The 15,074-nt window shown below is 70.5% G+C and carries 14 protein-coding genes; 8 read left to right on the forward strand and 6 right to left on the reverse strand.

Features of this window, described 5'->3' with window-relative positions; all coding sequences use genetic code 11:
• The 3 genes from VH969_RS15175 to VH969_RS15185 form a co-directional block, all read right to left on the reverse strand.
• Positions 1-192 (reverse strand): hypothetical protein (locus VH969_RS15175; protein ID WP_331974500.1); only part of this gene is annotated, 192 nt, incomplete at its 3' end.
• A gap of 21 nt (positions 193-213) precedes the next feature.
• Complete coding sequence (locus VH969_RS15180) at positions 214-801, reverse strand: YdeI/OmpD-associated family protein (RefSeq protein WP_331974502.1); 588 nt, start codon at positions 799-801, stop codon at positions 214-216.
• Positions 791-1,546 (reverse strand): META domain-containing protein, encoded by a 756-nt coding sequence (locus tag VH969_RS15185; RefSeq protein WP_331974504.1) that lies wholly within the window; start codon positions 1,544-1,546, stop codon positions 791-793. The genes VH969_RS15180 and VH969_RS15185 overlap by 11 nt, the downstream gene beginning before the upstream one ends.
• A gap of 166 nt (positions 1,547-1,712) precedes the next feature.
• Here VH969_RS15185 and VH969_RS15190 point away from each other — a divergent pair, with 166 nt between their 5' ends.
• Positions 1,713-2,354 (forward strand): DUF1266 domain-containing protein, encoded by a 642-nt coding sequence (locus tag VH969_RS15190; protein ID WP_331974506.1) that lies wholly within the window; start codon positions 1,713-1,715, stop codon positions 2,352-2,354.
• A gap of 11 nt (positions 2,355-2,365) precedes the next feature.
• Positions 2,366-2,998, forward strand: a complete 633-nt coding sequence (locus VH969_RS15195; RefSeq protein ID WP_331974508.1) for a dTMP kinase — start codon at positions 2,366-2,368, stop codon at positions 2,996-2,998.
• A 211-nt stretch (positions 2,999-3,209) separates the two neighbouring features.
• Here the strand turns inward: VH969_RS15195 and VH969_RS15200 are convergent, their stop codons facing one another.
• A complete protein-coding gene (locus VH969_RS15200; RefSeq protein ID WP_331974510.1) occupies positions 3,210-3,821 on the reverse strand; it encodes a VOC family protein in 612 nt (203 codons plus the stop codon).
• A 23-nt stretch (positions 3,822-3,844) separates the two neighbouring features.
• Here VH969_RS15200 and mtrA point away from each other — a divergent pair, with 23 nt between their 5' ends.
• The 6 genes from mtrA to secA all read left to right on the forward strand — a co-directional run bounded on the left by mtrA (position 3,845) and on the right by secA (position 13,487).
• Positions 3,845-4,522 carry an MtrAB system response regulator MtrA gene (mtrA, locus tag VH969_RS15205; RefSeq protein ID WP_075123969.1) on the forward strand — a complete coding sequence of 226 codons (678 nt, stop codon included), beginning with the start codon at positions 3,845-3,847 and terminating at the stop codon, positions 4,520-4,522.
• Positions 4,523-4,529: 7 nt separating this feature from the next.
• Complete coding sequence (gene mtrB / locus VH969_RS15210) at positions 4,530-6,290, forward strand: MtrAB system histidine kinase MtrB (protein WP_331974516.1); 1,761 nt, start codon at positions 4,530-4,532, stop codon at positions 6,288-6,290.
• Positions 6,287-8,023 carry an LpqB family beta-propeller domain-containing protein gene (locus VH969_RS15215; protein ID WP_331974518.1) on the forward strand — a complete coding sequence of 579 codons (1,737 nt, stop codon included), beginning with the start codon at positions 6,287-6,289 and terminating at the stop codon, positions 8,021-8,023. The genes mtrB and VH969_RS15215 overlap by 4 nt, the downstream gene beginning before the upstream one ends.
• Before the next feature lie 44 nt (positions 8,024-8,067).
• Positions 8,068-8,694 (forward strand): ComF family protein, encoded by a 627-nt coding sequence (locus VH969_RS15220; protein WP_331974520.1) that lies wholly within the window; start codon positions 8,068-8,070, stop codon positions 8,692-8,694.
• Positions 8,695-9,674: 980 nt separating this feature from the next.
• The gene (gene hpf / locus VH969_RS15225) at positions 9,675-10,337 is read left to right on the forward strand and encodes a ribosome hibernation-promoting factor, HPF/YfiA family (RefSeq protein ID WP_331974523.1); all 663 of its coding nucleotides are present in this window, start codon (positions 9,675-9,677) and stop codon (positions 10,335-10,337) included.
• Between the two features lie 210 nt (positions 10,338-10,547).
• A complete protein-coding gene (secA, locus tag VH969_RS15230) occupies positions 10,548-13,487 on the forward strand; it encodes a preprotein translocase subunit SecA (protein WP_331974525.1) in 2,940 nt (979 codons plus the stop codon).
• Between the two features lie 210 nt (positions 13,488-13,697).
• Here secA and VH969_RS15235 read toward each other — a convergent pair whose 3' ends face one another.
• Both VH969_RS15235 and VH969_RS15240 read right to left on the reverse strand, forming a co-directional pair.
• Positions 13,698-14,186 (reverse strand): Rv3235 family protein, encoded by a 489-nt coding sequence (locus VH969_RS15235; protein ID WP_331974527.1) that lies wholly within the window; start codon positions 14,184-14,186, stop codon positions 13,698-13,700.
• A 71-nt stretch (positions 14,187-14,257) separates the two neighbouring features.
• On the reverse strand, positions 14,258-15,040 hold the full coding sequence (locus VH969_RS15240; protein ID WP_331974529.1) for a TrmH family RNA methyltransferase: 783 nt from the start codon (positions 15,038-15,040) through the stop codon (positions 14,258-14,260).
• Between the last annotated feature and the right edge of the window lie 34 nt (positions 15,041-15,074).

A 15,074-nucleotide genomic window follows, 5' to 3' on the forward strand; every position in this document is an offset into this window, starting at 1 on the left:
GGGGCACTGCAGGTCCACGGTCGGCAGGTTCTCCAGGTTGTTGTCGACGACCTGCACGAAGGCCGGGTCGTCGTTCGCCGCCGCGGCTTGCACCTCTGTGGGTGCCTGCTCGGCGGCCAGCGCGGGGATCAGTCCCGCCGCGGCCACCGCGACGGCCGCCATCGCGCCAATTCCTGTCCAGATCGCACGCATACGAGTGAGTGAATCACAAGTTCAGTGCAGAGTTTCGCCTCTTTCGAGCATCCCGACGAACTTCTCGATGCGTCGCGCGCGGGTCTCCGGCCGCTTGGCCTCCTCGACCCGGTAGAGGATCGCGTAGCGGTTCTGGCTGGTCAGTGTGGTGAAGAAGGCAGCGGCCCGGGGGCTGGCGTCGAGCGCGCGCCGCAGGTCGTCGGGGACGGTCGAGCCGGCCGAGCCCGCGTAGGCGGCGTCCCAGCGGCCGTCCGCCCGGGCCGCTTCGACCTCGCGGAGGCCGGCCGGGTGCATCTCGCCGGCCGCGATCAGCCGCTCGGCGGACGCACGGTTGATCTTCGACCACCGGCTGCGCTTGGTGCGCGGGGTGAACTTCTGGACGAAGTAGCGATCGTCCACGCGCTGGGCGGTGCCGTCGATCCACCCGTAGCGCAGCGCGATGTCCAGGGCCTGGTCGTGGTCGACGGACGCGCTGCCGGTGCCTTTCTTGGCGATGCGGATCCACAGTCCGCGGGTCTCGAAGTTCCCGGCGAGCCATTCGGCGAACTCGGCCTGGTCGGTGAAGGAGAGGATCGGCAGGCCGTTCTTCTCGCCGTGCTCATCGGGCATGTAGCTGAATTCCCTTGCCGGACGGATGGGTCAGGGTCAGCCGGTCCCCGTCGAGCTCGATCGTGATCTCCCCGTGGACCACGTCGTACACCGCCGACTCCACTCGCATGATGCCAGGTGCGCACATCATGTCGGTGTGGACGACCTCGCCGAAGCGGATCGTGTCGCCGGTCGTGGTGTAGTCCGCCACCGCGCCGTTGCAGCCGGTGTGGATTCTCGCCTGCCTGCCGTCGAAGGTGATCGTGGCGGTCTCGCCGGCCGGCGTGCTGCTCGCGGTCTGCCCGTCGAGGATGGTGTCGACCGTCCAGGTCGTGTTCTCGAGCGCGCGGTCCGCGCGGCGGGTGAGCACGAGCTCCGTGTCGCCGGCAGTGATCGTGAGCGTCGGGCCGTGCCGGAGCCAGGCCGGCCCGGCGCCGAGGATCCTGGCGAGCCACTCGTCCTGGGCGTGGCGTCGCGGGTCGCAGCCCATCTCGGTCACGGCGAGGTCGTCGACGCGGAGGCGGCCCGCGTCGGTCCGTACCGGGCCGCTCATCGTGTTGCAGCCTGCGGTCGCGAGCAGCCGGCCGTCGTCGGTGAAGTCGAGCGACACCTGCGTGTTCGGCACCAGCGCGTGCGGCTTGCCGGCGACGGTCACGGCGGTGGAGAGGAACACCTGTCCGCTGAGCGGCCGCTCCCCGGCCGGCGGCGTCGGCGTCCCGCACGCGGCGACGAGCAGGAGCGAGCCGATGGCCCAGGCGGGTCTCATGCGCCTTGGACGTACCGGCACGTGAGCGTCGTTGCACGCTGTGTCTCTAGACTCCGGGAGCGTGGCGGTTTGCGATCATGTCGAGGGGGTTGTCAGCAGCCCCGCCGGCCCGTTCTTCGGACCGCTCGCGCATGGCTTCGCCTGTGGGGCCCACATTCCGGTGCACGTGTCGAGCCCGTGGAACACGCTGGACGACCCGGTTCGGGACTACCAGACCGACCGGGAGGCGCTGGCCGACAGCTGGGGCGTGACGACCGCGGAGGACTGGCAACGGCAGGTCGACTACCTGTTGCAGGGCCTGAACGTCGGCATGGAGATCGACGCGGTGCTGAACGTGCGGCGCACGCTGGTGCGCCAGCATGGCGTATGGGACCTGCCGACGTGGCGGACGGCCACCGAGAACTGGGGACGCTGGCAGAAGGTCGCCGACGTCGACGAGCTGGTCGCGTCGGTGGATGTGATCACCCGCTACGAGGCGCGGTTCCAGGCGGACGGCATCCTGGCGCCGAACGGGACGGTCGACTCGGTACTCGGCTACGACTTCGGCCGCGCGGTGAACATGGCGCGCTGGGGTTACGGCGGCCGGTTCTGCGACTACCGCACGGCGGAGGCGGTGGTGCTGCGGGCGGGGGAGCTGTGCCGCCAGCAGTACACGTCGTGGGCGGACTTCAGCGCCGGGTACGCGCTGGGCCGGGTGATCCGGTTCGACAACGAGTCGTACGGGCACATGTACCTGTCGGTGCGCGGGCCACACCACCTGCTGATGACCGACCGGTCCAGTCCCTGGGCGAACATCCCGTTCTCGTAGGGTCTTGCGTCGTGGGACGACTGATCGTCATAGAGGGTCTGGACGGCGCCGGCAAACGAACGATGGCCGACGCCCTCACCGCGGCGCTCGACGCCCGCGTGGCCCGCCTGGCGTTCCCCCGCTACGGCGACTCGATCCATGCGGACCTCGTGCGCGAAGGCCTGCACGGCCGGCTGGGCGGGTTCGGTCACGAGGTCTACGGCATGGCGATGCTGTACGCGTTGGACCGCCACGCGGCCGTGCCCGCGCTCGCCGCCGCACTGGCGTCGAACGACGTCGTCCTGCTGGACCGGTACGTGGCGTCCAATGCGGCCTTCGGCGCCGCGCGGTTGCACCAGGACGCCCGGGGCGAGTTCGTCGACTGGGTGCGGGCCTTGGAGATCGACCGCCTCGGCGTCCCCGTCCCGGATGCCCACCTGCTGCTGCGAGTCCCGGTGGAAGTGGCGGCATCGCGGTCGACCCACCGCTCCCGCACGGAGTCCGGCCGCGCACTGGACACGTGGGAGTCCGACGCCCCCCTGCAGTCCCGAGTGGCGGCGGTCTACGACGGCCTGGCGAAGGACGACTGGCTGGCCCCGTGGCACGTGGTGGACGGAACGTCCACACCGGACTACAAAGCTCTCGCCTCGCTGGTGACCCAATAATCGCGCGCCTGCCCGGGTAACAACCGAACCCGTACGGATCTTCCATTCGCGCGGCCGCCCCGGGGGCCGGTTTCAACATTACCCGCGCCCACCGACAATTCCGCGCGCCGAAGCCCCACGTCGCTGACACATTCGAGTGATCCCGGTGCGAATGGACCATTCGCACCCCCGGGGTTCCCCGATGTCAACGCTACCGAACGGGACCGACAATTCAGGGCGCACCGACGAGATCGGCACCCCAGCGCTCGATCTCGGCTGAAATGTCCAGCCGCCCGATCATCGGTGAGGCGGTCATCTCCGGTGTGACCCGATCCCGTGGCACGAACCAGGAGATCTCGAACTCCAGCCCGTCCGGGTCCTTGCCGTACAACGACTTCGACACGGCGTGGTCGGACGAACCCACGAGCGCGCCCGCCGCCGTCAGACGGTCCGCGAACGCGGCCAGCTCCGGCAGCGTGTTCACCGACCACGCGAGATGGTAGAGACCGACCGTCGTCCCGGTGTTCCGAGGCGCGTTGCCGCGGACGGCGAACAAGCCGAGGTCGTGGTCGTTGTCCGATTCGGCCGCGCGCAGAAAGGCGGCGTTAGGCCGTTCGTGTACCACCTCGAAGCCCAGCACGTCCCGGTAGAAAGCCACGCTCTTCCCGACATCCCGCACGTAGAGCACGGCGTGATTGAGCCTGCGGATGCCCATCGACGCACCTCCATGGCGGGCGACCCATGGTTGACGCTTCAAGGGGTACAGCGACGGAAAGTATGCTCGCGTTACACCTCTGTCACCCGGCAGGGAGGAAACGATCAGCGGGTCCCACGCGGACAACACTCACGAAGTGCGACGATGTACACATGAAGGCACGTGTGCTGGTAGTGGACGACGACCCGGCCCTGGCTGAGATGCTGACCATCGTGCTGCGCGGCGAAGGCTTCGACACCGCGGTGGTGGCGGAAGGCAACCGGGCGCTGCCCGCGCTGCGCGAGCTGCGGCCCGACCTCGTCCTGCTCGACCTGATGTTGCCGGGCATCAACGGGATCGACGTGTGCAAGGCGATTCGCGCCGAGTCGGGTGTGCCCATCGTGATGCTGACCGCCAAGAGCGACACCGTCGACATAGTGCTCGGCCTCGAGTCGGGCGCGGACGACTACGTGGTCAAGCCGTTCAAGCCCAAGGAGCTCGTCGCGCGGGTCCGGGCGCGGCTGCGCCGCACCGACTCCGAGCCCGCCGAGATGCTCTCGATCGGGGACCTCACGATCGACGTGCCGGGGCACGAGGTGACCAGGGACGGCGTGGCCATCCAGCTCACCCCGCTGGAGTTCGACCTCCTGGTCGCGCTCGCCCGCAAACCGCGTCAGGTGTTCACCCGCGAGGTGCTCCTCGAGCAGGTCTGGGGTTACCGGCACGCCGCCGACACCCGCCTGGTGAACGTCCACGTGCAGCGGCTGCGCTCCAAGGTCGAGACCGACCCCGAGCACCCCGAGGTGGTGTTGACGGTCCGTGGCGTCGGGTACAAGGCTGGCCCGCCGTGATAGCCAGGTGAAACGGAAGTTACGGGCGGTCGTCTCAGCCGGCGCCCGCGCCGTCGACTTCTGCCGGCAGCGGGCGGCCTACTTCGGGGAGCTGTGGCGACGCTCGCTGCAGGTGCGCGTCGTCGTCAGCACGCTCGCGCTGTCCTCGGCCGTGGTCTTCGTGCTGGGCATGGTGCTCCAGAACCAGATCACCGACCGCCTGCTGGAGACCAAGGAGGAGGCCGCGATCGCGGCCACCCGCGACGCGGTCCAGGTCGCGGAGACCCAGCTCGCCGGGGTCAACCCGACCGCCGACGCCGTGCGCAACCGGCTCACCAGCGCGCTCAACCGGTTGACCAGCTCGTCGCCCAACAGCAGCACCGCGAGCTCCGCGGCCGGCGCGTTCGAGCCGGTCCTCGCCAGCGACTCGCCCGGGCTCGCGGAGTCCGGCGACAGCATCAGCGTCGGCGCCTACCACGACGTGCCGGACAGCCTGCGGCACTTCGTCCAGGCCCACGAGTTCGCCGTGCAGATCTACACGGTGGACCGGGCCTCGGGCCGCACCACGTTCCTCATCGTCGGCGCGCCGTTCGGCACCGCGAACCGGCCGATGCAGCTCTACATGCTCTTCCCGCTCACCGCCGAGCAGCACACGATCAGCGTCGTGCAGAGCACGCTGATCGTCGGCGGACTCGTGCTGCTGCTCCTGCTCGCCGGCATCGCGAACCTGGTGACGCGCCAGGTCGTCCGCCCGGTCCGCAGCGCCGCCCAGGCCGCCGCCCGGTTCGCCGGCGGCGAGCTGGACCAACGCATGCTCGTGGTCGGCGAGGACGACGTCGCCAAGCTCGCCGAGTCCTACAACCTGATGGCCGAGAGCATCCAGCGCCAGATCCGCCAGCTCGAGGAGTTCGGCACGCTGCAGCGCCGCTTCACCTCGGACGTCTCCCACGAGCTGCGCACGCCGCTGACCACGGTCCGGATGGCCGCCGACGTCCTGCACGCCTCCCGCGAGCAGTTCCCGCCCGGCCTCGCCCGCTCCACCGAGCTGCTGGTCGACGAGCTCGACCGGTTCGAGTCGCTGCTCGCCGACCTGCTGGAGATCAGCCGCCTCGACGCCGGCGTGGAGGAGCTCGTCGCCGAGCACGTCGACGTGCGGCCGATCGCCGTGCGCGCCGCCCGGTCCGTCGCCACGATCGCCCGCAACGCCGGCTGCGAGATCACCCTCGACCTGCCCGAGGAGGAGGCCACCGCGGAGGTCGACGCCCGGCGCGTCGAGCGCGTGCTGCGCAACCTGCTCGCCAACGCCGTCGACCACGGCGAGGGCCGGCCGGTCCGGCTGCGCATGGCGTTCGACGAGCACGCGCTCGCGGTAACCGTCCGGGACTACGGCATCGGCCTGCGCGCCGGCGAGGCCGACCTCGTGTTCAACCGGTTCTGGCGCGCCGACCCGTCCCGCAACCGGCACACCGGCGGCACCGGCCTCGGCCTCGCGATCAGCGTCGAGGACGCCCGGCTGCACGGCGGCGGGCTCGACGCGTGGGGCGAGCCGCGCAAGGGCGCCTGCTTCCGCCTGACCCTGCCGCGCCAGCAGGGTGTCGACTACGAGGCCAGCCCGCTCGAGCTGCCCCCGCCGGACGCCCACGTCGGCTACGCCGACGCCGTCGAGGCACCGGTCGACCACGACGTCTACCGGGTCACCGTGCCCACCGAATCCACGAACGGGGACGGCGACGGCTTACCGACCACCCCGGGACCGCCCGCGGCACCCGCGTGGGAGGAGGTCCGGTGAGACGTTCGCGCGCGCTCGTGCTGTTCCTGCTGTCGGTCCTGCTGGTCGCCGGCTGCGCGAACATCCCCGAGGTGTCCACCCCGCACGCGGTGCGCGACGACAAGGAGGAGCCCAACAGCACGGTCGACGGGCCGACGAAGGACCTCGACGCGTACGACCTGGTGCGCGAGTTCATCCACCGGTCGGGCAACCCCGAGGCCGCGTCCCTGTACCTGACCGACAAGGGCAAGCAGGGCTGGAACGGCGAGTCCGAGCCGAACATCATCCTCGACACCTTCGACACCGTGCCGCTGCGCAACCCGGGCCTCAACGAGGACCCCGGCGCCCCGTCGAGCGACGTCGAGACCGTCGTGCTCCAGGTGGCCGGCGTGGGCCGGCTGGGCCCGGACAACGCGTTCATCCCGCGGATCGAGAACCGCGAGTACCACGTCGTCGTCCGCAAGCGGAACGACGGGCAGTGGCGGATCGAAAGGCCGCCGCCCGAGATCTACGTCCCGCTGTCGGACTTCGAGGCGAGCTACCGCGCGGTGACGGTCTACTACTTCGACCCCGACCTGCGGGTCACCGTGCCCGACCTGCGATACGTGGCCGCCGAGCCGGTCAGCGGGCTGCCCGCGCGCGTCATCAACGTGCTGCTGTCCGGTCCGTCCGACGCGATGCGCAAGTCGGTGCGCTCGCCCCTGGACGGCATCGGCACGAGAACCAACGTGGTCCCCGACCCCGATGGCACGCTGGTCGTGGACCTGAAGGAGCTCGGCGACAAGTCCGCCGAGCAACGCGAACAGATCGCCACCCAGATCGTGCTCTCGCTGCAGACCGTCACGTCCAGCCGGCTGCGGCTGCGCGCCGACGGCCAGGACCTGATCCCCGGCCGCCGCGACTGGCGGCAGGGCGACCTGAAGGTCTACGACGCGCCCACCAAGCCCGACTCCGACCAGCCCGGCCTCGTCGCCGCCAACGGCCGGCTGCACTCGCTGCACGACGGCAAGCCGATCGAGGGGCCGGCCGGTGACGGCGAGCTCGAGGTCCTCAACGGCGCCCAGTCGATCGACGGCGGCCAGCTCGCCCTGGTCGTGCGGACCGACGCCGGGCCGCGGTTGCGCATCGGCCCGGTCAAGGGCCCGATGCAGGCGGTCAACCTCGAGGGACGGCGGATGACCCGGCCGACCTGGCTGCTCAGCACGACGAACGAGGTCGCGGCCAAGGAGGTCTGGACGGTCGCCGACGGCGACGTCGTACGCGTCGTGCGGATGGCCGACGGCACGTGGAAGGCGTTGCAGGTCAACGCGTCCGAGCTGACCGACTTCGGGCCGATCACGGAGCTCCGGCTGTCCCGCGACGGGACGCGGGCCGCGTTCATCGCCCGCGGCCGGCTGGGCGTGGCGTCGGTCGTGCGGGACCAGGACTCGGTGTCGCTGCGCTTCCCGCGACGGCTGCAGACGCTCAACATCGTGCAGGCTGTCGGGGTCGACTGGCTGAGCCAGGACACCCTGGTCGTGGCGACGCGGCAGGCCGCGCTGCCCGTGGCGAGCCTGTCGGTCGACGGCCTCAAGCTCGAGGTATTCGACCGGAACAACCTGCAGCTGCCGGTCAAGTCGGTCGCCGCGGCACCCGACCGGAACGTGATCGTCACCGACAGCGCGGCGGTGTCCAGCGTGCCCGGCGTCGGGCAGCTGTGGCGCCAGGTACCGCACGGCCCCGGCCCCAACGCGATCCCGTTCTACCCAGGCTGACCTGCGGTTCCGAAATTGTCAGTGGGCACTGCCATGATTCGGTCATGCGTTCGTCTCGACTGCTCGACCTGATCGTTCCCCAGCGCTGCGCCGGCTGCGCGGCACCCGGCGTCGCGTGGTGCACGTGGTGTGCCCGCACGCTGCGCGCGCCCGTGCCGGTGTCCCGGCCCGGCCTGTCGTCGGCGTATGCGCTGGCCGAATACCGGGGCGCCGCGCGGCGGGCCGTACTGGCGTACAAGGAACGCGGCCGCCGCGAGCTGGCCGCGCCGCTCGGCCGTGCCCTGGCCGCCGCCCTGCCGTCGATCCGGGCGGGGCCCGTGGTGCTCGTCCCGGCCCCGTCCCGCCCGGCGGCGGCCAGATCGCGCGGTGGCCAGCACATGGCCACCGTCGCCCGCCGCTGCGCGGACTCGTTGCCCGAGGCGACCGTCGTCCCGGCCCTGCGCCTGGACGGCCGAGCCGCGGACTCGGTTGGGCTGGACGCCAACGCCCGCGCGGCGAACCTGCTGGGCCGCCTGCGCCCGAACCCACGCCACCGCCCGCCGCGAGGCGTTCCGGCGGTGATCCTGGACGACGTGATCACCACGGGCGCCACAGCCGCGGCGTGCACGGCAGCCCTGCGCTCGATCGGCGTGCAGGTAGCCGCCGTCCTGGCCCTGACCGCCACCACCTGACCGAGGAGTGCACATGCCACCGACGGCCGCTCCTGCCCGAGGGCACGTGCACGCGGCTGACGCCGCTTCCGGCCCACCGCCGCTCGCCGCCCGCCCTACCCCGACGGAAGACCACCGGCAAGCCACCGCCGCTGCCACGGCGTGCGCGCCCTTCCGGGTGTCGGTCGGCCCGGGTTGGCCGCCGTGCCCGCCCTGTCCACCGACCAACCCACGCAAGGTCGCTTCCCACCCGACCGGAGGGACCACATCACTGCGCCGACCGAACCAACGCCGGCCGTCGATCAAACGGCCCCACCGACTCCGGCGCGTGCCGAGGTGCGCGGCGCCCGGCAGGCCTCCCCCTCGGCCCGGCGCGCGGGGCACGTGCGGCAAAACCACCGTTATCGGCGTGTGATACCGAAATGCCACCAAAGATTACCGATCAGTACACACGCGCATTCATGTTTTCCGCCGACCGATCGGGTTATCGAGTCGCGCAACCATCGGCGGAGGTGATCCGTTTCGTCATGCGGATGCGTCCGTACGAGTGAATTATGGATGGGAACCACGAGGACGAGATGATCGTTCGACGGGTATGGGCGACGGGCACGACAGCGGTGGCGGGCCGCCGCGGGATGCGACGAAGTCTCTGCGTGTGCCTGGTACGGCCAGGCGAGTGACGGCGAACCGGGTCGTCCGGATGATCATGCTCGATCGGCCGTGGCCGGGCCGCCGATGGTTGCTCTCCGTAAGCGCCACGGGCCGGTCAAGTTCGCCCGCCGAGGGGGCTTTTGCCAACGCACAAGCCAAGCTAACGTGCCCGCTATCAGCTTTCCCGGTTCGCAGGGAGGAGGCGAGGAGCCCATGACCCTGGCGCCGGAGGAGCGTTGAGGAGGGGAGTCCTCAGTCCTTCAACGGCCTGGCCGTCCGCCAAACCTGGATCCCAGTTCTAAGGCGCCGAAAGTTCGCTCACTAGCTCGCTCAGGCGAGGGAGGTCGTGTATGGACATCGTCGTTAAAGGCCGCAACGTCGAGGTGCCCGAGCACTACCGAGTGCACGTCGAGGAGAAGCTGGCCCGGCTCGAACGGTACGACCGCAAGGTGATCCGTTTCGACGTGGAGTTGTTTCACGAACCCAACCGCCGCCAGGCAAAGAACTGCCAGCGCGTGGAAATCACCGGCAAGGGCAGGGGCCCTGCCGTCCGATCCGAGGCCTGCGCGGGCGACTTCTACGCCGCGCTCGACGCCGCGGTGACCAAGCTTGAGAACCGACTTCGCAGACTGCACGACCGCCGGCGTGTGCACTACGGGCGTCGCAGCCCGTCCTCCGTCGCGGAGGCCACCGCCGCCATGCCCACCATGCCGACAGGCGGCGAGACCAACGGCCGCGCCAGCACCGCCGTACTGCCCGCCCGCACCGAGGAGCTCGAGGGCGTCCCGGCCGTACCCGTACCGCGTTGGGACGGCGCCGAGGACGAGAACCTGCCCGGTCGCGTGGTACGCGAGAAGGAACACTCCGCCCAGCCGATGAGCGTCGACCAAGCCCTCTACCAGATGGAGCTGGTCGGCCACGACTTCTACCTCTTCAACGACTCGAGCTGCGGGTTGCCCAGCGTGGTGTACCGCCGCAGAGGATTCGACTACGGCGTGATCCGGCTGGTCTGAGGCAAACCCACGGACCACTCACGGACTTGACGGGGCGACCCCGGGCCACCGCTCGGGGCGCCCCGTCCGTGTGTCGACCTGCCCATCCATCCTCGACCTCACCGGCCCGGTCGGGACAAGCCGCGACGACACCGATACGTGACCGCCTACGATGGCAGGTGACGAGGTGCCCGTGGCGGGCGCGACAATCCAGCTAGTGAGGTTGACCTGATGGTGCTGTCCCGGATACTCCGCGCCGGCGAGGGCAAGACGCTCAAGACGCTGCGCAAGACCGTGGTCGAGGTCAACGACCTCGAGAGCTCCTTCGTCGACCTGACCGACGCGCAGCTGCGCGCGAAGACCGAAGAGTTCCGCAGGCGCTACGACGAGATGCGCGAGGTCGACGAGGACGACCCGGACGCCACCGACTTCGACGCGCTCGACATGCTGCTGCCCGAGGCGTTCGCCGTGGTCCGCGAGGCTGCGAAGCGCGTGCTCGGCCAGCGCCACTTCGACGTGCAGATCATGGGCGGCGGCGCGCTGCACATGGGCAACGTGGCCGAGATGAAGACCGGTGAGGGCAAGACCCTGACCGCGGTGCTGCCCTCCTACCTCAACGCGCTGTCCGGCAACGGCGTGCACGTCGTCACCGTCAACGACTACCTGGCCAAGCGCGACGCGGAGTGGATGGGCCGCGTGCACCGCTTCCTCGGTCTCGAGGTCGGCGCGATCCTGTCGGAGATGACCACCGAGCAGCGCCGGCGCGCGTACCGGGCGGACATCACCTACGGCACGAACAACGAGTTCGGCTTCGACTACCTGCGCGACAACATGGCCGGCAGCCTCGACCAGATGGTGCAGCGCGGCCACAACTTCGCCATCGTCGACGAGGTCGACTCCATCCTCATCGACGAGGCCCGCACGCCGCTGATCATCTCCGGGCCGGCCGACCAGTCCTCGCGCTGGTACACCGAGTTCGCCCGGATCGCCCGGCGCATGTCCGGCATCGACGTCACCGCGATGACCCCGCGCGACCGCGACGCCCGCACGGCGGAGATCAACAGCAAGCACTACGAGGTCGACCGCAAGCGCCGCACGATCGGCGTCAGCGAGCGGGGCGTCCAGTTCGTCGAGGACCAGCTCGGCATCGACAACCTCTACGACGCCGCGAACACCCCGCTCGTCGGCTACCTCAACAACGCGATCAAGGCCAAGGAGCTCTTCCAGAACGACAAGGACTACCTGATCCGCAACGGCGAGGTCCTGATCGTCGACGAGTTCACCGGCCGCGTGCTGGCCGGCCGCCGCTACAGCGAGGGCATGCACCAGGCCATCGAGGCCAAGGAAGGCGTGGAGATCAAGGCGGAGAACCAGACGCTCGCCACGATCACCCTGCAGAACTACTTCCGCCTCTACACCCGCCTGTCGGGCATGACCGGTACCGCCGAGACCGAGGCGGCCGAGTTCTGGAACACCTACAAGCTGCACGTCGTGCCGATCCCGACCAACCGGCCGATGATCCGCGACGACCGCACGGACCTGATCTACAAGACCGAGGAGGCGAAGTTCGAGGCGGTCGCCGACGACATCGCCGAGCGGCACGAGGCCGGCCAGCCGGTGCTCGTCGGCACGACGAGCGTGGAGCGGTCGGAGTACCTGTCGAAGCTGCTGGTGAAGCGGCGCATCCCGCACAACGTGCTGAACGCGAAGCACCACGAGAAGGAGTCGGCGATCGTCGCCGAGGCCGGGCACCGCGGCGCCGTCACCGTCGCGACCAACATGGCCGGTCGCGGTACCGACATCATGCTCGGCGGCAACCCCGACCACCTCGCCGAGGAATCGTTGCGCGCCAAGGGTTTGGACCCGGTCGAGACCCCGCACGAGTGGACGGTCGCGCTGCCCGACGCGCTCGCCCGGGCCAAGGAGGAGGTGCGCGCGGAGGCCGAGGACGTCCGCTCGGCCGGCGGCCTGTACGTGCTCGGCACCGAGCGGCACGAGTCACGGCGCATCGACAACCAGCTGCGTGGTCGTTCCGGCCGCCAGGGCGACCCGGGCGAGTCGCGCTTCTACCTGTCGCTGGGCGACGAGCTGATGCGGCGGTTCAACGCGCAGTTCGTCGAGCGCGTGATGGTGACGATGCGGGTGCCCGACGACCAGCCGATCGAGGCGAAGATGGTCACCCGCGCGATCAAGAGTGCGCAGACCCAGGTCGAGCAGCAGAACTTCGAGACCCGCAAGAACCTCCTCAAGTACGACGAGGTGATGAACCAGCAGCGCAAGGAGATCTACGCCAACCGCATGCGCGTGCTGCAGGGCGAGAACCTGCGCGACCAGATCGACCGCATGATCGCGGACGTCATCGGCGACTACATCGAGAAGGAGACCGCGGGCGGGTACGCGGAGGACTGGGACCACCACAAGCTGTGGAGTGCGCTCAAGGAGCTGTACCCGATCTCGCTGGCGTGGGAGCAGGTCGTCGACGACGTCGAGGCACGCGGCGAGGACCTCACCGCGGAGACGCTGCTGGAGGAGGTCCTCGCCGACGCGCGGCACGCCTACGACCAGCGCGAGGCCGACGTCAACTCCAAGATCCTCGGCCCCGACGGCCGCCCGACCGGCGACGGCATGCGCCGCGTCGAGCGGTTCGTGATGCTCGATGTGCTCGACCGCAAGTGGCGCGAGCACCTGTACGAGATGGACTACCTCAAGGACGGCATCGGCCTGCGGGCGATGGCGCAGCGCGACCCGCTGATCGAGTACCAGCGCGAGGGCTTCGACATGTTCAACGCGATGCTCGATGCGCTGAAGGAGGAGTGCGTCACGCAGCTGTTCCGCGTGTCGGTCGCCGAGCCGGAGCCGCAGCAGCCGGTGCCCGCCCAGACCGGGGCCGCGCGGGTCCAGCAGGCCGCGGCGCGTGCGGCGCAGGCACAGCAGCAGCCGCGCCAGATGCCGCCGCAGAGCGAGATCCCGCCGGCCCTGCGTGGCGGTGTCCACCCACCGAACGAGCAGCAGTTCACGTACTCGGGTCCTGCCGAGGGCGGCGGCGTGCAGTCCCGAGGCAACCAGAACGGCAACGGCGCCCAGAAGCCCGGCGCGGGCGGCACCCGCCGCGAACGCCGAGCCGCCGCGCGCGACGCGCAGCGCAAGGGCAAGAAGGGCCCCCGCCGCTAGACAAGTCCGGAACGGAGCCCGGTCCCCACTCGTGGGAACCGGGCTCCGTCCCGTATAGACCCGTCCCAGACCCCCGATCGACACAACGGCCACGCACCGCAACCGCCCACCCCGAGGCGACCTGTCCACAGACGCGCCCGCACCCGCCCGAATCTCGGGGGGCGCGAGACCAGTGCGCGGGGCGGTTGCGGCCTGCGCTGCTTCCGTGTGTCACAGGAGGCGGAGCACGGCACAGTGCCAGACGTCTTCGACCCGCTCGAGGCGCGCTGCCAGGGCACATACCCGCCGCTGCTCGGTGGTGGCCGCGGCTATGTCGATCACCGCGGCTACCTCTGCCGCTGTCGCGGTCGGGTAGCAGGCACGCAGGCGGCGCAGGCGGTGCGTGCGGCCCGGCGTGGTGATGCGCAGCCTGGTCAGCAGGGCCTCGTACGCGGCGTCCGACAGCAGGCGGCGCAGCTGGCCCACGTTGCGCCGGCCCTCCAGCACCTCCAGCACCCGGACCAGCAGGCGCCACAACGCCTCCGGCGTGATCGTGGTCTCCTGCGGCTGGGCGACCAGGCGCAGCTGCGGGCCGGCGGCCGGGCGGAGGCTCGACCACCGGCGCGGGGGCAGCTCGTCCGGGGCGTGCGACGGCTCGTACTCGGGCAGCGCGCGCAGCACGGGGCCTGGCTCGTACGGGTACCGAAGTGGTGCGGTCATGCCCTACAGATCCGGCTCGCCGTGCAACCCGGACAATGACCACCCGAACGTGTCCGGCTGGACACGAAGAGTCAGCGGCGGCGGACCAGCTCAAAACACAGGACCGCGGCTGCCGAGGCGACGTTCAGCGACTCCACGCCGCCGGTCAGGGGTATCGACAGCGAACCGGTCACCGACGACCGGACCTCCGGGCTGATACCGGCCGTCTCGCCACCCAGCACGAACGCCGCCCGGGCCGGCAGCTCCGCGGTGAACAGGGACGTGCGGGCCGCGCCGTCGAGTGCGAACAACGGGAAGCCGGCCGAGCGCAGCGCCGACGCCGCCTCCCCGGCCGTGTAACAGCGCAGGACCGGCGCGTGGAACGCGACCCCCGCCGACGCCTTCACCACCAGCGGGTCCAGCGACGCCACCCCGCGCCTCGGCACCACGATCCCGGAGATCCCCGCCGCCGTCGCGGTGCGCAGGATCATCCCCACGTTCGCGGGCGTCGTGACGCCGTCCAGCAACAGGACCGACGACAGCGAGCCGGCGGCCAGCGCGTCCGACAACCGGCGCATCCGCGGGGCCACCACGTCCGCGAGCACGCCCTGGTCCTGCTTTCCGTTGCCCGCCAACACCTTCACCCGGTGCGCGCTCGCCCGCTCGACCGGCACGGACCGCGACGACGCCGCGTCCAGGATCTCCCGGGCGGCCGCGCCGCGGGCGTTGTCGGCCAGGATCACCTTGTCCACCCGCAGCTCCACGTCCGCGAGCGCCTCCAGCACCGGCTTGCGCCCGAACACCGTCACGAACCGGTCCTTGGGCGAAGAGGCGGGCGAAGAAGCGGGCGAAGAGGCGTTCACGAGATGGAGCATTCCACGTCATCCGGGCCGCGATGTGCCAGGATCC

Source organism: Actinophytocola sp. (genome assembly GCF_036555685.1).
Classification (GTDB): domain Bacteria; phylum Actinomycetota; class Actinomycetes; order Mycobacteriales; family Pseudonocardiaceae; genus Actinophytocola.